18 protein-coding genes and 2 pseudogenes are annotated in these 18,039 nt (G+C 64.1%); 14 read left to right on the top strand and 6 right to left on the bottom strand.

Annotated features, from left to right (window positions below; translation table 11 throughout):
- The first annotated feature begins 14 nt into the window (after positions 1 to 14).
- From D3H54_RS30360 to D3H54_RS30385, 6 genes and pseudogenes are all read left to right on the top strand, one after another.
- Positions 15 to 961 (top strand): annotated as a pseudogene (locus D3H54_RS30360) (RDD family protein).
- Positions 958 to 1,542, top strand: coding sequence for a mammalian cell entry protein (locus D3H54_RS30365; protein WP_149383898.1), 585 nt, complete (start codon positions 958 to 960; stop codon positions 1,540 to 1,542). The pseudogene D3H54_RS30360 and the gene D3H54_RS30365 overlap by 4 nt, the downstream one beginning before the upstream one ends.
- Positions 1,509 to 2,141, top strand: coding sequence for a mammalian cell entry protein (locus D3H54_RS30370; RefSeq protein WP_149383899.1), 633 nt, complete (start codon positions 1,509 to 1,511; stop codon positions 2,139 to 2,141). Before D3H54_RS30365 ends, D3H54_RS30370 begins: the two co-directional genes overlap by 34 nt.
- A gap of 23 nt (positions 2,142 to 2,164) precedes the next feature.
- The gene (locus D3H54_RS30375; protein WP_149383900.1) at positions 2,165 to 3,739 is read left to right on the top strand and encodes a hypothetical protein; all 1,575 of its coding nucleotides are present in this window, start codon (positions 2,165 to 2,167) and stop codon (positions 3,737 to 3,739) included.
- A gap of 74 nt (positions 3,740 to 3,813) precedes the next feature.
- Complete coding sequence (locus tag D3H54_RS30380; RefSeq protein WP_432246296.1) at positions 3,814 to 4,557, top strand: SCO6745 family protein; 744 nt, start codon at positions 3,814 to 3,816, stop codon at positions 4,555 to 4,557.
- A 421-nt stretch (positions 4,558 to 4,978) separates the two neighbouring features.
- Positions 4,979 to 5,176: a helix-turn-helix domain-containing protein gene (locus D3H54_RS30385; RefSeq protein WP_149383901.1), complete on the top strand. Its 198-nt coding sequence runs from the start codon at positions 4,979 to 4,981 to the stop codon at positions 5,174 to 5,176.
- Positions 5,177 to 5,183: 7 nt separating this feature from the next.
- Here the strand turns inward: D3H54_RS30385 and D3H54_RS30390 are convergent, their stop codons facing one another.
- The 3 genes from D3H54_RS30390 to D3H54_RS30400 form a co-directional block, all read right to left on the bottom strand.
- Positions 5,184 to 6,587, bottom strand: coding sequence for a site-specific integrase (locus tag D3H54_RS30390; protein ID WP_149383902.1), 1,404 nt, complete (start codon positions 6,585 to 6,587; stop codon positions 5,184 to 5,186).
- 76 nt (positions 6,588 to 6,663) lie between these two features.
- Positions 6,664 to 7,011, bottom strand: a complete 348-nt coding sequence (locus D3H54_RS30395; protein WP_149383903.1) for a helix-turn-helix domain-containing protein — start codon at positions 7,009 to 7,011, stop codon at positions 6,664 to 6,666.
- On the bottom strand, positions 7,008 to 8,114 hold the full coding sequence (locus tag D3H54_RS30400) for a tyrosine-type recombinase/integrase (protein WP_210419788.1): 1,107 nt from the start codon (positions 8,112 to 8,114) through the stop codon (positions 7,008 to 7,010). Before D3H54_RS30400 ends, D3H54_RS30395 begins: the two co-directional genes overlap by 4 nt.
- 616 nt (positions 8,115 to 8,730) lie before the next feature.
- Here D3H54_RS30400 and D3H54_RS30405 point away from each other — a divergent pair.
- Together D3H54_RS30405 and D3H54_RS30410 are read left to right on the top strand one after the other, a co-directional pair.
- Complete coding sequence (locus D3H54_RS30405; RefSeq protein ID WP_149383904.1) at positions 8,731 to 9,270, top strand: hypothetical protein; 540 nt, start codon at positions 8,731 to 8,733, stop codon at positions 9,268 to 9,270.
- 55 nt (positions 9,271 to 9,325) lie between these two features.
- Positions 9,326 to 10,036: a hypothetical protein gene (locus tag D3H54_RS30410; RefSeq protein WP_286199380.1), complete on the top strand. Its 711-nt coding sequence runs from the start codon at positions 9,326 to 9,328 to the stop codon at positions 10,034 to 10,036.
- A 443-nt stretch (positions 10,037 to 10,479) separates the two neighbouring features.
- Here D3H54_RS30410 and D3H54_RS32060 read toward each other — a convergent pair.
- A pseudogene (locus D3H54_RS32060) lies at positions 10,480 to 10,848 on the bottom strand (Fic/DOC family protein); the annotation flags it as partial.
- On the opposite strand from D3H54_RS32060, the gene D3H54_RS32065 reads away from it, so the two are divergent.
- From D3H54_RS32065 to D3H54_RS31570, 5 genes are all read left to right on the top strand, one after another.
- A complete protein-coding gene (locus D3H54_RS32065) occupies positions 10,744 to 11,277 on the top strand; it encodes a hypothetical protein (RefSeq protein ID WP_286199381.1) in 534 nt (177 codons plus the stop codon). The pseudogene D3H54_RS32060 and the gene D3H54_RS32065 overlap by 105 nt on opposite strands.
- Positions 11,278 to 11,407: 130 nt before the next feature.
- On the top strand, positions 11,408 to 11,896 hold the full coding sequence (locus D3H54_RS30425; protein ID WP_149383906.1) for a hypothetical protein: 489 nt from the start codon (positions 11,408 to 11,410) through the stop codon (positions 11,894 to 11,896).
- A gap of 41 nt (positions 11,897 to 11,937) precedes the next feature.
- A complete protein-coding gene (locus tag D3H54_RS30430; protein WP_149383907.1) occupies positions 11,938 to 12,234 on the top strand; it encodes a hypothetical protein in 297 nt (98 codons plus the stop codon).
- Positions 12,235 to 12,358: 124 nt separating this feature from the next.
- Positions 12,359 to 12,592 (top strand): hypothetical protein, encoded by a 234-nt coding sequence (locus D3H54_RS30435; RefSeq protein WP_149383908.1) that lies wholly within the window; start codon positions 12,359 to 12,361, stop codon positions 12,590 to 12,592.
- 545 nt (positions 12,593 to 13,137) lie between these two features.
- Complete coding sequence (locus tag D3H54_RS31570; protein ID WP_210419786.1) at positions 13,138 to 14,127, top strand: hypothetical protein; 990 nt, start codon at positions 13,138 to 13,140, stop codon at positions 14,125 to 14,127.
- 150 nt (positions 14,128 to 14,277) lie between these two features.
- On the opposite strand, the gene D3H54_RS30445 is transcribed toward D3H54_RS31570, so the two are convergent.
- Positions 14,278 to 16,302 carry a hypothetical protein gene (locus D3H54_RS30445; protein WP_149383909.1) on the bottom strand — a complete coding sequence of 675 codons (2,025 nt, stop codon included), beginning with the start codon at positions 16,300 to 16,302 and terminating at the stop codon, positions 14,278 to 14,280.
- Positions 16,303 to 16,507: 205 nt separating this feature from the next.
- Here D3H54_RS30445 and D3H54_RS30450 point away from each other — a divergent pair, with 205 nt between their 5' ends.
- Entirely contained in the window at positions 16,508 to 16,954 is a 447-nt protein-coding gene (locus D3H54_RS30450) for a helix-turn-helix domain-containing protein (protein ID WP_286199382.1), read from the top strand.
- Positions 16,955 to 17,005: 51 nt separating this feature from the next.
- Here the strand turns inward: D3H54_RS30450 and D3H54_RS30455 are convergent, their stop codons facing one another.
- Complete coding sequence (locus D3H54_RS30455; RefSeq protein WP_149383911.1) at positions 17,006 to 17,977, bottom strand: DUF4226 domain-containing protein; 972 nt, start codon at positions 17,975 to 17,977, stop codon at positions 17,006 to 17,008.
- Positions 17,978 to 18,039 lie beyond the last annotated feature (62 nt).

Consider the following 18,039-nt stretch of genomic DNA (forward strand, 5'->3'; position numbering starts at 1 on the left):
CCGAGACGTCGACGGTGTCACGGAGCGACGCCGACGGTCGGCTCGTGCTGGCGTCGTGGGCATCACGTGCGGCCGCGCTTGCCGTGGACATCCTGCCTGCCGCGGCGGTGCTCGCGACGACGGCGCTGGTAGCAATGTCGGTACCGCTGCACGGGGTGTGGTGGTGGGTCTGCGTGGCAATCGGCGCGATGACGATCCTGTGGGCGGCCTACAACCGACTAGTGATGCCTGCGACGAGCGGGCAGAGTCTCGGGCGGGCCGTCGTCGGTATCACGCTGGTGCGCAACCACGAAGCGGCGCCCGGGGTGTGGTTGCTGCTGCTTCGCGACCTCGCCCACCTGGTGGACACCGTCGCGGGGTTCGCGGGCTGGCTGTGGCCGCTATGGGACTCACGCCGACGCACCTTCGCCGACATGCTGTTGGGTACGCAGGCGCGCGTCTGCGCTTCGGCACGGCCGGACCGCACCCCTCGGCTGCGCGCTACGGCGCTGCTGATTGCCGCTGCGGCCGTGTGTGCCAGCGGAGCAGCCCTCAGCTATACCGTTGTGCGCCAACCTGACCACTCGGTCGCTGAGGCCACCGCGCAGGTCGCGCAGAAGGGGCCGCACATGGTCGAGCAGATTCTCAGCTACTATCCCGACACCATCGGAGCCGACTTCGAGCGGGCGCGATCGCTGGCAACCGACAAGTACCGCGCGGACCTGACCGCAGAGCAAGAGGCGGTGGCCAAATCGACCGCGGTGCGCAACGAGTACTGGGTGACCAACAGTTCCGTGCTGACCGCGACACCCGATCAGGTCACCATGCTCGTGTTCTTGCAAGGCCAACGCGGCGCACCCCCGCGCAGCGATACATCACCGCGTCGGTGCGGGTCGTGTTCGCCAAGTCAGGTACCCGCGACTGGAAGGTCGACGACGTCGCCGTCGTCACCGAACCCCAAGCCGCCGAGGCAAGGCCATGAGCCCAAGACGCAAGTTCGATCCCGGAAGCGACACTGATTTCTGGTCGCTCCACTTGGACAGCCCGACCTCTGTTCCCGTTGTGCGGAGGCCACGACGCCGGGGGTTTGAACTCGTCGCGATATTCGCCGCGATCACATCGGCGGCGGCGATCATTTTCTGCACCCAGGTGTTGATTTCTCATCAAAAGCACTGGCGGACAACGATCGACGATGCCGCAGCGCTGGGTTTCGTGCACTCCTTCATGACCGAATTCACCTCCCCGGACCCGTTCCACGCCAACGATTACACCGACCGGATCTCGACCTACGCCACCGGCGACTTCGCAGAGCAGTACCGCGCCAACCAAAACCAGATCCTCGTCGAAGTGGCCAGAGCCGAACCGACCACGGGCACCGTGCTTGATGCGGGAGTCTCACGACGCAACGACGACGGCAGCATCGACGTGCTGGTGGTCACCAAATTCACGTCACAGGCTCCAGACGGCACATTGCTCGCCGAAAGGGCGAACCGATGGGTGGTCACGGCGACAAAGGAAGGGGATCGGCAATGGAAGATCAGCAGCCTGATACCGATGATGTGACTGCCGAGAGCCCCGAGGACGAGGACGCCGACACCGCCTGTAAAGGTGGCGACGCCGACGCCGACACCGCAACGAGCCGAGGATGTTTGGGCACATGGCTGGTCACTGCGGCCTGCGCGGCGTCAGTGCTGTTCGTCGGTTGCGCAGCATTCGCGGGCATCGCCGTGCATTCCTACCTGGCCGATCGCGCCGAGGCCGCGGCCAGGATGGAGGTCGCCCGCTCCGCGACCGGAGCGATCACCGCGCTATGGACCTACGCCCCCGACACCATCGACACATTGCCCGACCGCGCGGCGGGATTTCTCAGCGGCGACTTCGATGCTCAGTACCGAGACTTTGTCGACGCCGTGGCTGCGCCGAACAAGCAGGCCCAGGTCACCAACACCACCGACGTCGTCGGTGTGGGCGTGGAGTCGTTGGATGACGACGAGGCCGTGGCGATCGTCTTCACCAACACCACCGCCAGCAGCCCGCTCACCCAGAACATTCCCTCGCTGAAGTTCGTGTCCTACCGGCTGGCCATGAAACATCAGGGGTCGCGATGGTTGGTGACCGGTATGTCGACCATCAGCTTCATGGACCTAACGCCGAAGCTCTAACCGCTGCAATGACGGAGGTGCGTATGAAAGGCAAAGCGGTGCCGATCTGTTGGGCCGTCGTCACGCTGGTCGGCGTGATCGTGATCATTCTGGTGGTGTGGTGGCAACTGTTCCCGCGCCTGGGTGCCGCGCAAACGATGGTCAACGACCTGAACCCAGCATTCACTGTCGACCGGGTGACCGGGGATCGCGGAGGCATCGAAATAGTTTCCGCCGCAACCGATACCGGCGATGCGATGATGCACCCCGACGGGGCAGCGGGCGAGTTCCCCAAGCTGATCGACTTCATCGCGCAGCGAACCGGACGCTCTACTCAGGACGCGCAAGCACTGATGCGTGACGACTTCCCGGCCATCAACGGCTTTCTCGCCTCCCTTCCGCTGCCGGAGGTCAGCGCCGAACTGCCCAAGCTGGTCCACTATTTGGGCACGATCCTATTTATGTCACCTCACGAGGTAGACACCATGTTGCAGACCGACTACCCAGCGATCTGGCAGGTCTATGTCAACCTGCCAAAACTGACCAACGGGTGGGACGCGATCCCGGGCACCGAGAAGCTGACCCGCTTCGACGGCACGCCGGTGCGGACGATGCCCGAACTGCGCACATATCTCAGTGAAGAAGTCGTCGCGCCCGTTGAGCGTCAGCAAGCCAACTTCCGCCCCCTCGGTGTTCGGGGTGGCGTCGGTTTCCTTGCGCCGCTGCTGCTGGCCTTGGGCCTCATCGTCATCGTGTTCGGCACCACCATGATCGTCCTGACATGGCGACGGGTGCCGCGGAATCCGACCAGATTCGCATGGGTGGTCGTCTCAGTCGTCGGCCTTGCGATCGTCGGATTGGTACTGGCGCTGAACCTGTTCCCCCGACTGATCGGCGGACACCACCTACTCAACGACACCAGATCGGTTTTCGCCAAAGACCGCATCGTCGGGGACCGGGCAGGAATCGAATTCATCAGTGTCTTCGTCAACGCCCTCGGGCCAGCGGTGCTGCCCGACGGCGGCGTCACCGAGCAATACCCCAAGCTGCTCGACCATGTGGCCGACGAGGTCGGTATCCCGGTGCAGGACGTACGAGAACTGGTCCACCTGGATTTCCCCCACACCGCCAACCTGCTCGACGGCGTACCGTTCTCAGCCTCCACCGCCGATGCGACGAGGTTGATGGAATACCTCGCCAACCAATCAAACATCTCAACCGAGCAGATGTACGACACCCTGCGGACCGACTTCCCCCAGACATACCAATTGTTCACCAGTTTGAAGCTCGTCACCGACGGCTGGGCCGAGGTACCGGGCACCGAAGGCCTGACCCGCTTCGACGGCACCCCGGCTCGCACCGTGCCACTCATCAGAGACTACTTCCGCGATGACGTCATTCCCGCCCTGGAACGCCAACAACCCAACTACGTCATCGTCGACACCAACTGGCCGCCGCTTGTTGTCTTCGCGCCCCTGCTTACCGCCGTCGGCACAGCCGTCGCCATCTTCGGCATCTACATCGGCTACGTGACCAGAAAGCAACTCCGCCGGCAAAGCGAAGAGGGAGTTCCGCCCGCACCGACTCCCGATGCCAACGTCCCCGTCGGGGTCGGCTGACTCCGGCACGGAGAATTCTCCAAGTTTTGGATTCGGAAACCGCTACGGAGGGAAATGTGATCGGCCACAACGAGATGCTGGAACCCGCCACGGCTGCGGGCGCCCCGATCGGGCAAGCCATCACTTTGTTCATGTTGCATCCCGAGACTTTCGCTGAAAGCGTGGCAGCCGGGTACGAGAACCCGTTTTCGGGATACGTCGCAGGCCGCGGCGGTGTGCTCGGTGAGGCCACTGGAGTCGCGGTCAGCTCGGTATTTGTGATCTTCGAGCCGAACCTCCTCTGCTCCCTATGGGAGGAAGGCATCGCTGTCCGCCCTGCGGCCGAAGCGGCCAAGCTCTACTGGGACCAAACAGCGGGCTTCGCCCGCAAGTACCTGGCCGGTGCGCAGGGGCTGGACCGCCTTGCGGTGCTGGGGGAAAAGATCACCGCGGTGACACCAGACGCAGGCCTGCCCTTATACGCCGGCTGGCGCAGAATGCCTTTGGCCAACGACGCTCCGGCGCGGGCGATGCAGGTGATGTTCATCCTCCGAGAGTTGCGGGCCGGCGTGCATTTCAGCATCCTCACCAATTCCGGCATTTCGCCCGTCGAGGCGCACATGCTCAACAAAGGGCACGATTACGCGGCGATGTTCGGCTGGCCGGAACCGTTCGCCAACGGGGCGGACAAAGCTGATCTCTATGCCGCTGTGGAACAACAGACAAACCGGCGGATGGCGGCGATTCTGGCGGTCGCCCTCGATGGAAACGAGGCCGCCGAGCTTGCTCGATTGAGTTCCGGCGCACTGGACTCGCTGAAGATTGTTGTCCCGGCGTGATGTTCTGACCCCTGCAGTCGGGATGGTCTGTTAGCGATCTCCGCCGTGTCTCGCAAATGCTTCTCTGACATCGGAAACACGGTTGAGCTGGGCGATATAGAGACGTTTCGCTACGTGGTTGTCGGGAACAAGACCGTCCCCGGGTGGAAGCGGCCCCGGCTGATTCATTAGATGAAAACGGCCGGATTTACCGGTAAAGCCGCATATTCGATCCCGGTGTATTTGACGGGGTTGGGGTAGCTTCCAGCAGATGCTGCCTGGCTCTGTGACTGGCCTAATACTGGCGAATCGGCGTTGAGTTCACCAATGGTGACTTGGCGCGCTGGCCGATGCGATGCCGATCCACGCCACGCTTAGGTGTCGACTCTTCGGCCACAAGCCCTGTATAAGGGTTTACACCCAATCCTGTATACCGGTAGACATGGATAGTTACACCGCCGACGAACGTAAAGCACACGGTAAGAAGCTCGCCCGCGCACGCACAGCACTGGACGACGCCTCGCGGATCGCCCAGAACCTAGCCCGATCCGCCCACAATGAAGGCGTCCCCGAAACGCAGATCGCCGCCGAGTTGGGGGTGACCCGCATGACGGTGCGTAAATGGCTCGGCAAGCAGTAGGCCCTCGCTACGTGACGTATCGCGACCATGGTTGACCAGCCAGTTGGGCGTGTCGCTGGGTGCAGTTGTGGCTGTAGCCCAACAGGTGGGCTACTACGGGAGGGGGTATCTCGGCGACGAGGTTGCCCAGGGCGGAGTTGCGCGCTCCGAGCAAGTTGACACCCAGGGTGCGCAGCGCCATCATCATGGTGTGTGGATCGAGGTGCTTGCCGGCACGGTGGCCGGGGAATAGCCATGGGTTGGTGACCATGCCCCCGGCGGTTCGAAGGTTGGGCCGGTCGCGCAGGTGGTCCTTGAGCATGTCGGCGAAGGGTTCGGGCACTGGGACAGGTTCCGCCCCAAGCGATATGCGCGTCCCCTCTGTGTCGATGACAACCGCCGCCGTCGGCAGGGCGACGATTCTCGTCAAGGGTTGGGCGTAGAGCAGCAGCAGTGTGCCCGCGACACGATAGGACAGTGATTCCGCGTCGCCGTCGAGGAGTTCCTTGATCCATGCCAGCCGCTGATCTTGGGTGAGCAAGCGGCTGCTCCTGGCCGGTGGGGCATCGAGGCGCAGCGCGGCGTTGATATTGCTCTTGTTGGCCCACACGACGAACGTGCGGATCTTGGTACGGGTTGTCGGCCCGGTGGCTAGCCACTCGTCGATGTCTTGCTGTCGGCAGGTGGCCGCGGTCCGGTGATGGGTTTCATACAACCAGGTAAGGAACTTGAGTGTCTCGTTGATCTCCTGTCGGGCCGAATGTGTTGGGCCATGGGAGGTCTGCCCAGGCTGTGAGTTTCGGCGTAGGCGGTGCAGATGATGCCAGGTAGCGAACTGTTCGACGGGGGCTCGAACGGCTGGTTCCCGGGTCGCGTCGAGTTTGCAGGCCAGCCAGGTCTGGAAACGCGCGAGAGGTTCATCGCGTTGCGATAGTAGACCGTTGTGCTCGAGCAGGCTGCGCAGATGCGAGACCTGTCTGCTTTGCCCGGCGGCGTCCAAACCGTCATGGCTGAGCGGGATGTCCCCATCGGCCAGGCCGGTCAGCAGGGCCCGAACGGTGGGGGAGCGCTTCCACGAGAGGATGCTTTCGGGTCGGTCAACCGCGCAGAGGACTGTCACGATGGTGCCCATGGTCATCGGATCGGCGGCGCCGTCGACCATCAGTTCAGTGAGGTCGTCGCGAAGCGCGCAGCGAGCGCATTGCCCGCCCCGATACAACTGACCTTCAGCGTGGCAGGTTGCGCATCGGTAATTGCCGGAGATACCGGCGCATGACAGGCATACCGGTCGAGGATCCGTGTGGTTGACGCGGCCGGGTAGCACGCCATCGTGCCCGCAGCTGGGACAGATGCCGTGGGTGCGCATCGCGGTGTAGAAGCAGCTGTTGCACAGTCGATCAGCGGGCCAGTTCACGCGCAACTGGTTGGCCATTCGGTGACATCTGGTGCAGTGCAAGTCGCCGTCGCGGATTGGGGGTCGTCCGCGGCGCGCCGGTCGCCGGCTGGGATCAATCGTCATTGCGGATCACACGGGCCCGCCGTGGACGCACCGACTTGTTCAGTGCGACCACGTTCGGGGGCGCAGTCGTCGTCGACGAGGCGGCCTTCTTGCGGCGGACGTCGGTCGCGGTGACGGTGAGGAGGTCCTCGAGGCCGCAGCCGAAGATGTCGCACAGGGCAGCCAGCAGTTGCAGTGACATCCGTTCGGGCCGTTGATGGACGATTCGATACACCTGGGGCCGGGACAGCTCGATACCGCGTTCGGCGAGCCGCGGCATCAGGTCGGTGCTGTTGTGCATGCCATGGGCGGCCATGATTTCGGCCAGCCGCCAGGCATAGTCGACTTGTCGTTTCACGTGTCCTCCTGCTCGCCGGACGACAGTGCGCCCTCAATGGTGGAGTCCAGCACCCGGCGCAACGTGCGGATGCGGAAATCGCTGGATACGCAGGTGTAAAGCGCTGTGGTACTGGCGTGTTCATGGCCTAACTGGTCCTGGACGAACTTGGCGTCCCAACCATCTTCTATGAGGTGGGTGGCGTAGGAGCGGCGCAGCGAGTGCAAGTCCAGCCCGGCCGACAGCCCGAGGTGGTTGCAGTAGCGGCGGAACCGGCGCAGGAGGGTATCTTCGGACACCAGCGCCCCGCGCTCGCTGGGAAACAGATCGATGCCGTCATCCATGCACCGCTGTCCGTGTGCCAGCCAATCGGCGATCACCTCCGGCGTCCAATCGAAGACGGTCAGCACACTGCGGCGTTTGTGCGGGGACCCACGTTTTGCCTTGCCGTAACGGACATGAACCAACCCATAGCGTCCGAACTCGCGCCCGTGTGGATTACGGGCGAAGTCGACGGTTTGCAGGTGGCGAAGTTCGTTGAAACGCAACCCATACGAGTAGGCCAGCTTGAACATCACGGCATCGCGGTAGGCCGGCAACCAGCCCTTGCGTGCAGAAGCGGCGATCAACGCGACCTGGTCGTCGGCGTGGTCGAAGAAATCCTGCAGCTCGTTCTTGGTGAACGCCCGCTTGGTCGGCGACTGTTCGTTGTCTTGCACGTGTGCGGCAGTGTTCCACTCGAAGAAGACCTGGGCAGGGTGGGTACCGAATCTCTGCTCGCACACTCGGTCCCAGCCATAGTCGGGATGACTGACATACGAGCAGAACATCCGCAACGCGTTCTGATAACCGCGGATCGTCGACTGCCTGCGGCGCGATATCGCGCGCAGGTCACTAAAGAACTCCTCGACCATCGCCGCGGTCCAGGTCCACGGAAATTCGTTGGTATACGCCAGGAACCGCTCGACGAGCCGGATCCGCTGGCCGATGGTGTCGTGCGCAAGATTGCGGCACAACTGCTGATTGCGCCAACCGTCGAGCATCTCCTGAACCGTCTGCGCCTCGGGGTGAAGCAGCGGAACGGAGTCCACGACGTAGAAACGGCCACTCTTGTCGACGGGCAAAATGGCCTCCAGCGGTCTCGTTTGATGAATCATTGAATCAGTCAATGAATCATTACCACATCGCTGCACGTCAACGCCAGGCATTCGTATCAGTTGGTTGATCGCCTTCGGCGGACGGCGAAACCTACACTTGTGGCGTGATGCCACGAGGATGACGACACTGCTGCTCAGCGCCGATTTCGCACACGGAGTGCTCCACCCAGCTGCCAAACCGGACACGAGGCGATTGATTCATCTGATGCAATATGCAGACTAATATCATGGATAATAGAGATTATCCATGAACTGGAGCGGAACACGCTGGCGGGCAGCATGATTGGACCGTTAGAACCGTCACAGTGACGTATCGAGTGCGTACCATGGGCCCAGACCCATCTCAGCGCGGCCGCGCATCATGTCGGTCCTTCGCGCCGCAAGGACGCTACTGCGGCCCGTGATCCAACGGCGGCATCAGTTGGAGCAAGGCTCGGTTCCGGGTCGGTGGGCCTCGCATGCGCCTTCACCATAACGGAGATTATCGGCGTTTATTCTGGCGCGAAAAATGGCGGGACAACTAGCGCCTATACGCGCCATAGGCGTTAGAGTGCTGTGCATGGTGAACATCAGACAGACCCGAATGCGCACCGCGACCGACGCCCGCAACACGTTCAATGAACTCGTCGGCGAAGCCGAGCGCGGCATCATCACGCACATCGTGAAAGGCAGCCGCGTCGTAGCCCACCTGGTGCCTGCCGACGCCAGGATCATCGACGACACGGCATTGATCGAACTCATATTGATCTCCGTTGGCCAGAGCGAAGCGGACTACGCCGCTGAACATTGGCGCGGTGGGCTATCGCACGCCGGCGATTCGATCGGGCGACTTCTGGGCTGGGCGTGGCAAACCGACCGCCACGTCTTCTCTCGTGCGCTCGCGCACTTCCACGGCGCCCTGGAGCGAGCGATGCACCAGACAGTCGGTCGGCCGGACTTGGTCAGGGGAATCGAGACTGCGCTCGGGGTGCGCCTCAGCGATAGTGAAATCCGCGAAGTCTTGGAGTACCTCGCTGGCGACGAGTACTGGACCGACTACCGCCCCGCTGTCTCCGCCCCGTTCGAGCGGCTGGAGGACGACGCCCCAAAACGTCACGGTGACGAAACGGGGAGTGAGAGATGAGTTCTTCGGGTGTGCCCCGGGTGATTCGAGCCGGCCGGGCGGCAAGGGGCCGAACGTGAACACAGTTGCGTTGGGCGAGTTTCTGCGCGACCGAACCCAGTACATCACCGACTGCACCGACAACTCGGTGGTCGAATTGGCGGCGCCTTGGATCCACTACGAAAGTCAGGACACCTGTTTGACAGTGTCCGGCTGTCTGGATTGGCGAGGGGAGATCCTGATGTCGGCCATCGATGCGCACAGCCGCGCCCCCGACATCGCAGTCGGCGCGGTCCACTTCCTCATTCTCCAGCTGGGACACGAACCCGTCGCGGACGTCCTTGCCTTTTACGGTGAGCGCGCGGCCGCGTTCGCCGAACTGTTCGACGACAAGTGGCTCGTCGATGATCTCGATGAGAACGACCAGTTCACCGCGGGAATGCCGATCAGCGCCGTCCTCCTGGTCCTGGACGCCACGATGGACCCCCTCATGCCCGAGAGCCCGCTTCGGGCGTGGGCAGTTGCCCACATCGCCCATACGATGCTGCCCACCACCGCGGGGCTCGTGGCAATGTCGTCGTTCGCGCCGCCCCCCGCCGAAAGCCGGCCCGCACGCCGGCTCGTCTCGACCGACCACGTCGACCAGGACTGGCCACGCGTGGGCTGCATCAGCATCCCCGGCCACCCACAGTTCTTTGGGCAAGCAACCGCGTACACATATCTCGACGACGCGCGGGCCGCGCTGGACAACTGTCGCGAACAGACCATTCGAGTCCCCGTTGTCTGAGCCGGTTCCCAATGTGGGTGAAATCGGTTGCTGCTCAGGCGCAAAACCGCCCAGCGGCGATGACCGCGCGCTAGACCAACACGTCGGGCCGCCGGTGCGCTCATAATTCGAGGCTTGGCCCCCTCTTCACGTCTGGACTGTTGCTGGACTCGCCGTAACAGATCGGCATTCTGCTCGGCGCTCTGATACAGGCCCTGCGCCCAATTTGTCTCGCGGGCGGTGAGCTCGCGCGATGGGCGCACTTGCACAGTGTCGGCCAGCAGTGCCGTGAGCCGCCTGTAACGATCGCCAGTTGCGTGCCCATGAAAGCGTGCGGCGATGAACTCTGCACGCCGCTCATACAGTCGGCCCGCGCCCAGGTCGTAGCCGGCGTTACGGCACAGCGAGTGGAAGAACACGGTCTCGGTCCTTGAGTTACCTTCGCGGAACGGGTGTATGGAATCAATTGCACCCCAATAGGTTCCGAGGCGCGTAATGAATTGTTCCGGCGGTAGCCCGGTTAGGGCGTCCTCGGCTTGGAGTCGCGCGAAGACATATTCTGCGCTGTCACGGACCTGCGGACCCGGCCGGTATCGGTATTCGACTGTCGGCGCGTTGGGATCGTTGACGAGGAAGTTGACGACATCGGCATGCTTCTTGGTCATCGGGCCGTCGGGAACCGTGCGCGGAGTGCCGGCCCAGTCGTAGATGTCGCCGAAGGTGCGCCGGTGGAAATCACAGTAGTGTGCGAAATCGAAGGCACCGGTTCGGTTCTCGAGAACCTGTTCGTAGATGCGCACCGCCGAGAGCTGCGCTTCCACGAAGTTGAGCATCCGCTGATCGCGGATACCGAGTTTGTTGCGCAGGACGCCGGGAGCGTCCGGCCAGAAGTAATCCTCCCAGCGGCGGTGGTCGTTCACCTACACAGGCTGCGAGCTGCCCGCGAAGTGAGCGATTATCGCCTCGGCTGCCTCATCGCCGGTGAGTTCACCGCGGCCCATCTTGTCTGTGACGTCGCGGGTGAAGGGGTCCAATTCGTGGCCGGCAAGCGCCAGTGCGGTCTCAGTGACCGTCGCGGCTTCCTGCGCCGCTGCGCTCGTTCGATCCGTCATAACAAAACAGTATATCGGCGGACCACCGGATATCCGGACATCAAAATCGTCCGATCGGGCCTGATCAGTTCATCGTCGCGGTGGCGAGGACAGGGTGGCGATACCCCTCCCGCCCACGTGGCCGATCCGTCCAAACCGGCCACGGCGTGATTCGCGACGCTGCACGCCTGTGCCCAAAATTCGTGCAGAACGCTACCTGCGCTCGGCCCGACAATAAGAACCACACAGGTCTTGTCAGTGCCCATCGCGATAATCGCCGCAAGGCGATAGGAGTTCACACATGAGCAGCGCCAACCCGCACACCGCTCGCGAGAACACCGCATTCAACATACGGCGCGACGCACGCTACGCCCTTGACTGGGTCGAAAAGCAACAGAACCTGCCCGACACTCCAACGAAGCCGGCCGCTGTGGCCGCCGCGTGGCGGTTCATCCAATGGTGCGCGGACACCAACACCCAGCTTCTCACCGATCCGCAGCCCGACGTGGACGACGTCGTTGCACAGTGGCGGCGGGAAGCAGTCGCCAGCGACATCTGCGTCATCCCCGAAACCCGGCACCTCTGCGGACTGGTCGCGGTCGGGGCCGCGATGTACGCAACCGGGGCCATCGTCTTCGGCAGTTACCTGCTCGCAGCGCTGATACTTACCTGCGCAGCGCTTCTCGCGGTGTACCGCGTAACAGCCACCCCGCGCCTAGCCGTCGGCCCCGACGCAAAACACACCAACGTCGCACACACTGCCGACACCTACCGAGAAAGGCACATGTGATCGTGACTGATCGGTCCTTAACCCGCGGACAAGCACGCCAGATGAGCCGGGACTTCGACCGCGTCGGTGTCGGTCTTTCCGCCCATCGGCTGCGCGAAATCAGTGCCGGCGCCCCGGCCGGCGACGACGAGGTGGCCAACATCGACTTCGCGTTGCTGGCCACCGGGATCGCGCACGAGGAACGGCAAGAACGCCTCGCCCAGCTACAGGCGAGCAATAGCCGGCTGATTCGTCTCAACATCGCCCTAGCGTGGGTGCTGCTCGTGCTCATCGCCGCGGGCCTGGTCCTCACCGCCCACCATGACTTCCTGACATGGTTCACCGCCGGCGGCAGATGATTGGCGTGCTGCAAGCGCACCCTCTTGGTGACCACCGTCGCCTGGCGCTCTAACCGCCCTCCCCCACGAGTCGACAAGCCCATCCAACGAACGTCCGGTAAACCTAAGTGGTGGAGGAGATTTGATGACAGACCCGAAGCCATCAGGCCCATGGTGGCACTGGGCCATCCTGGCCCTCTTGTTCCTGGGCGGCGGGATCCACTGGCTAATCGATCCGCCCGTCAACCACCTTGGCAGCTACGCTCTTGCTCTGCTCATGCTCGGGATCGCCGCATCTGCAAGCCGGAACGCCTGGGTGCTGATCCGGCGACGACACCTGCCCCGTGATCTTGGCTCCGACACCGAGCAGCCCCGTTAGTCCCGCAAAAGGTACCTCCGAGACAACCTGACAGACGCCAACGAGCAGAGGACTGATGGACGACTTGAGAGATAGCTCCGAAGAGTGGGCCACGACAGCTATCGCGCCGATCGCACCAGGAATGCGGGTCAGCCGCACAGCGCCGATCGTAGCCATCCTCGTGCAAAGACACATCACCGAGGGGACCGAGAGGACCGTGCTCGGCTACGCCGACCAACGGGGTCGTGTGTGGCCAACCGGTACCGGCGAACTCATCGAGATGGACGGTGTGTGGCTCGCACCCTCACGCAGCGAACACCAAACTTGAACCGGCCGCCGGCCGCGAGCTGCGCTATTCCATGACATTGGTTACGCGGTGTGGTCATCCAAACGACGAATTGCACATGGTCGCTCTGATTGAATGAGACCGTACGTGATGAAGGAAGACAAGGCGGCGGCGAGTTATGGCTGGTACCAATGGGCCTGCTGGCCGCGCCGGTCGACCAGCACCGCAGTGGCTACGGGCGCTAGCGATCGGGCTCGTTGCCAGGGTCCAGAATCGAGGGATGACGCTCACCGTCGCGGCCGCCGAAGAGATTGTGGCCGACCGTATTACGGCGCTTGCCACGACACTTCGCATCACTGAGCGCAGCGCCCGTACCTATATCGACCAGGACGCCCTCGACGGGATGGCCGACGGCCTTGTGGAGTCCTTCGCCGACGAGGAGCCCGGCGCAGACCTCTTGACGCTGCCTCGCAATGCAGCCCTCAGGGTTTCTGGCGTCGGCCGCCTCGTCGCCGCACTCGCCCAGTGCGCCCTCTTCTTCGAATCTTATGAGGATGTGGACGAGGCTCTGAGCCGCAGCCGCGGCCACGAGATTTCGGAACTAATCTCGATGCTCGGGCTGATCCAAGCCGGTCATGGGACGGGAGATGCCGTCTATGCCCCGCGAGCACTGTTTGTCAGGGTTTCACGCATCCTCGAAGGCGTCGCTGGGCTCACTTCCGACCCGGACCTTAGTCATGCTCTACGAAGCGACGCCATCATCGCCGATGCGGGGTCCAAAGCTCATCGATGGTCGTCGTGGTCTGCTGCGGTGATCGAGCTGGCAGGCCGGACCGACTCCGCCGCGGACACTCAGGACTGGGATCCTGCGGATGTTGCATCCAAACTCAACGAATACCCGTGGGTCGTATGGCATCTGACCCTCAACGATCCGGACAGATTGGCCGGCGAGGACGTCGCCGACCGCACCAAAGAGACCGCCGAGCAAGTGGCCGACCTCTATGGGTGCGAATACGAGTCCTGCGTTGATGATGACGAATACCCAGACGGCACCAAGTACTACAGGTGGCTGATCGCGGTGAAACAATCCGAGCACCGAACGCCCGTGCACTCGCTCCCGAAGCCAGTCAGCGACGTCCCACAGGTAGTAGGCGAGCTTTATGCGAAACTCTGCGCCATCCTTCCCGAGGAACTCCGAGGCGGAGATGCATGGGCAGCAGGCCCGGACCTCTACGCCACACACGTTCGAAATGCGGACGATCGCGGGTAATCACCCGACACTGCCCACCCCCAACGTTGTGCGCGGTCATGTTGTGTAACCAACGTGGTGGAACACAACAGCTAGCCGGACTGAATCGTCACGTCACGCAAGGGTCGGGAGGTAACATTCGTCCGGCTTGCCGTGCTGCCGATCAGTAAATTAGGCCGCTGCGCTGCTCGGTGATCCTGAAGTGGCGCCGCTGGATTCACCAGACGTCGCGCTACTGTCCGCCGAAGGCGGGGAGTCGCTTCGGTGTCGCCCCACCGAGGACGGCGACGACTCCGAAGCCGTCGTGCCCGAGGCATGCCTTCCATATGAATCGGACTGCGAGGCGTCGGTGACGGCGCGCGCGTGCGTCTTGGCAGCCGCTTGGCCTGCGGCCTCGGTGGATGATTTCGCACGGGGTGAACCTACGGGCGCAGCGTCCTTCTTGGTGGGTGTGGCGGTGGACTCTGCGGCGGTTGCTGCGGCGCCGGCGGCGCCCCCCGTGCTTGCCGTCGACGGCGAGTCGGGATCGCGTTTGTCGGTAGAGGTCTCGGCGCTCGGCGCCGCGGCGGAGGCCTCGGAGTCGTTGGTCGTCGCGGTGGGGCTGCGCGGCGCTGTGTCGGTCGTCGGTTCGGCCGGCGCTGGCTCGTCGAGGTTTGTCGTCGCCCCTGTGGCGGATTCCGCTGCGCTGGTGACAACGTCGGCTGCAGCTGCTGAGTCGGCAGGCTCTGCGGTTGATGCGGTGGAGCTTGCCGGCGCCGGCGTTTCCGTGACGTCCTCGGCCGTCGCGAGGGTGACCAGTGTTGTGTGTCGCTCAGCGTCTGGCAGTGCCGCCGGGTCCTGCGCGGACGCGGTCACCGCGTGGGGTGCGGCGGTGGCGGAATTGAGGATTCCGCCGATGGCCTGGCCGAAGTCGATCGCGGTTGCGATCGTGTCGAGGGCGGCCGAGGTGGTGAATGCGGCGATGTTGACCGCGCCGGAGACGGCGGTGGCCACTGCGTAGGGCAGCCCGGACACGAAGGGCGGCAGGCCGGCGGCTTGCAGCAGGCCGCTGGCTGCGGTGGCCAGCCCACCGGTGAAGGAGTTGATGACGTCGGCGGCTGTGCCGGTGAGGTCCGCGGCGACGCGAAATGGCAAGGAGGCGAAGGAGCTTACCGTGCCGATGACCGACTGGACGGTGGCGGCTCCCGCGCCGACGAGGATCGAGATCGCGTTGGTGTAGCTCGCCGGGCTCAGCGGTGCAGCGCCGATCGCGATGATGGCGTTCTGCAGTGCGCCCGGGACCGAGCCGTTGCCCAGCCAGGTCGTCGCCACTGAGGCGGCGCCGCCGGCGACGCGTCCCAGCGTGAACGTCGCAGCGTCGGCGGCTGCGGAGGTGAGGCCGGTGACGGCCGCCAGCGCGGCGCTGACGGGTGCCGAGACGATGCCCTGCACTGCGGTCAGCGCGCCGTCGATGAGGGCCACGTCGGTGAGCGTCTTGCCCGCGCCGAGGAGGCCGTTCACCAACGACAGCGCGTGGCCGATCTGGGCGCTGACACCGTGCACCAGAGTGCTGGCGAGTCCGACACCGTTGGTGGTGAGGCTTGCGGCCACGTTGATGCCGCCGCCCAGGGCCAGGCCGACGATGCCGATCGGCGTGGTCAGCAGGCCCAAATAGCTTGCGGCGGATAATGGGTCGTTGAGGACGTTGGCGACGGCTTGCGTTGCGGTGCCCAGAGATCCGGTGACCGTAGAAGTCAGCAGACCGGCCACCTGGCCCGTCGTCAGAGTGATGGTGTCGCCCGCCGTTCCCACCGACCGCGCGAGTTCGGACAATCCGCCGGCAGAGGCGGCCTTGAGCGCGATCAGGACCGACCCCAGTGTGGGATTGGCGCCGGCCGCTGCGATGAGGCCGTCCCACAAGCTGTTGTTCAGTCCGGCCGCTGAGTTCAAGGCATCGGTCAGGGTATGACCGGAGACGTCGACCACGGACGTCACCGTGGAGGTCACCGAGCCCATGGCGGCGTTGAGGTTCGCTACTAGCGCCGCGACGTCGGCCGGATTGATCGTCGCCGCGAGATGGACCTGAGAGGCCGATACATGCGGGAACGAGATTTGTTGATGCGCGCCGGGGGCGACGACAACCGGCGTCAAGGCGATGGTGCTTGCGGCGGTCACCGCAATACCGGCGTTGAGATAGGAGCGGACGGAAAGTTCCATGAAAGCCCTCCAAAGGCACACGGCGAAAGGGATTAGGGAAGCTCGAACCCGCAGTGCAGAGCCCTTGTCAGCAGATTCGAACCCGCCTAAGTGTACGCTATACAACTCCGATATACGCCGCCGTTAAGATACTCTTCATTCACGTTACAGCTGGTGTGCCATGACTCTGTTCTTCGATGATGAACAGCCCCCGCACGGTCGCCGTATGACCCGCCGCGTCCTGCGCGGGTTCGACGCGCACGCGTTCGCAGCGGTGCGCCGCCGCGCCGGCATCAGCGTCAGCGACCTCTCCCGGCTGTCGGGCGCCTCGTTGAGCACCCTCCATCACTGGGAGGCCGGCCGGCGCACACCACAGGTCGACATCCTCGCCACCGTGATGAAAGTTCTGCAGGCTCCGATCGACGCCGTCGTGCTCATCGCCCCCGAGCAGCGCTACCCAGGCGATTGGCGCGTGATGAGCGGCCTCACCCAACCCCAGGCTGCCGCGCGCGCACAGCTGTCCACCGCGATCCTGCAGCGCATCGAGCGTGGTGAGTATCCACTGTCCGACAAGAACGCTGAAGCTCTTGCCGGCGTGCTCGGCATCAGCGCCACCGAGTACCACGCCGCCTATCAGCGAGCCCGGCAGCGGCCGGCGGGCGCACCGAGTTAGCCGCCGCCCTTCGGTCGCCACTACCGCTCGCTAACGAAAGCGCAGGGCCTGTTAGTTGCCGACTCCCGAGGAGCGGGACGGATCGGGCACCCACCATCCGGGCATGTATTCCACGTAGCCCCACGGGGCCAGCTGGTCGGGCCCCACCTGGATGACGTCGCGGACGTCGATGGGCTGCTGCGGTGGCGGCCACGGTGAGGACACCCAGTTCCCGTCCGGGTGGGGAACGCCGATGCCGGGAGCTATCTCCTGATAGCCCCAGGGGTACAGCGCGTCAGATTCCGGATCGATCACCCGAACATCGCCGATCTCCAGGGGATACTGCGCCGGTGGCGGCGGGGGTACTGCAAAGCCCGGATTGTCCGGCGCCGGGTACCACAGATTCGGCCCGACCTGCACGCTGTTGGCGGGGGCCAGCTCCCCCTCTGGCACGTAGACGATCTTGGTGACATCGAGCCAGTACCGCGGATCCTTGCCGTGCGGCGGTTCTTCACCCGGGTTGTCGGTCGGCAGGTCGTCGGCCGGCGCCTGAGGCATCCCGCCGCTGCCGTAGCTCAGTGAACGCACTTGCCCGGCGGCCTGGCTGGCTTGCTGCTGGGTCGAGGCCGTGACGGACTGCGCTTGGGCAACTTGAGCGCGCAGCGCCTTAAGCACCATCATTTCCTCGGCCGGCGTGCGTGCCGCCGCGGCGGCTTCGGCGATCGAGCGCGTTCGGGCCACGATCGTGTCCATTTGGCGCGCGCCGCCCTGGGTGATCTGTGCCGCGCTGCTCAGCTGTGATTCCAAGGCGGTGTCCGTGCGGCCGGCAGTGCTCAGCTCGCGGTTCTGCTTTTCCACCACCGTCGCGTGGCGATCGACCAGCTGCCCAGACAATCCCGACATCTGCTGGCCGGCGCTCATGGCAGAATCGGCAGCCGACTGCAATGGCGCTCCCGCCGCGCTGACCGGCCCCGCAGAACCGAACAGCGAGCGGGCACGTTCGACCACCGCGAGCGCCTGGGCCGCCTCAAGCTGAATGGACACGTCTTCGATTATCGGTCATGTGAGGGCGGGATGAACATCAATCTTCGACCAGTGGCGACACC

This window comes from Mycobacterium sp. ELW1, from assembly GCF_008329905.1.
In the GTDB taxonomy this organism is placed as follows: domain Bacteria; phylum Actinomycetota; class Actinomycetes; order Mycobacteriales; family Mycobacteriaceae; genus Mycobacterium.

Coding starts and splice junctions, on each gene's coding strand:
- D3H54_RS30425 (WP_149383906.1), top strand. CDS start 11,408: ATGAGCAGCGCCAACCCGCACACCGCTCGCGAGAACACCGCATTCAAC.
- D3H54_RS30375 (WP_149383900.1), top strand. CDS start 2,165: ATGAAAGGCAAAGCGGTGCCGATCTGTTGGGCCGTCGTCACGCTGGTC.
- D3H54_RS30430 (WP_149383907.1), top strand. CDS start 11,938: ATGAGCCGGGACTTCGACCGCGTCGGTGTCGGTCTTTCCGCCCATCGG.
- D3H54_RS30405 (WP_149383904.1), top strand. CDS start 8,731: ATGCGCACCGCGACCGACGCCCGCAACACGTTCAATGAACTCGTCGGC.
- D3H54_RS31570 (WP_210419786.1), top strand. CDS start 13,138: ATGACGCTCACCGTCGCGGCCGCCGAAGAGATTGTGGCCGACCGTATT.
- D3H54_RS30385 (WP_149383901.1), top strand. CDS start 4,979: ATGGATAGTTACACCGCCGACGAACGTAAAGCACACGGTAAGAAGCTC.
- D3H54_RS30365 (WP_149383898.1), top strand. CDS start 958: ATGAGCCCAAGACGCAAGTTCGATCCCGGAAGCGACACTGATTTCTGG.
- D3H54_RS30445 (WP_149383909.1), bottom strand. CDS start 16,302: ATGGAACTTTCCGTCCGCTCCTATCTCAACGCCGGTATTGCGGTGACC.
- D3H54_RS30450 (WP_286199382.1), top strand. CDS start 16,508: ATGACCCGCCGCGTCCTGCGCGGGTTCGACGCGCACGCGTTCGCAGCG.
- D3H54_RS30435 (WP_149383908.1), top strand. CDS start 12,359: ATGACAGACCCGAAGCCATCAGGCCCATGGTGGCACTGGGCCATCCTG.
- D3H54_RS30390 (WP_149383902.1), bottom strand. CDS start 6,587: ATGGCCAACCAGTTGCGCGTGAACTGGCCCGCTGATCGACTGTGCAAC.
- D3H54_RS30370 (WP_149383899.1), top strand. CDS start 1,509: ATGGAAGATCAGCAGCCTGATACCGATGATGTGACTGCCGAGAGCCCC.
- D3H54_RS30380 (WP_432246296.1), top strand. CDS start 3,814: ATGCTGGAACCCGCCACGGCTGCGGGCGCCCCGATCGGGCAAGCCATC.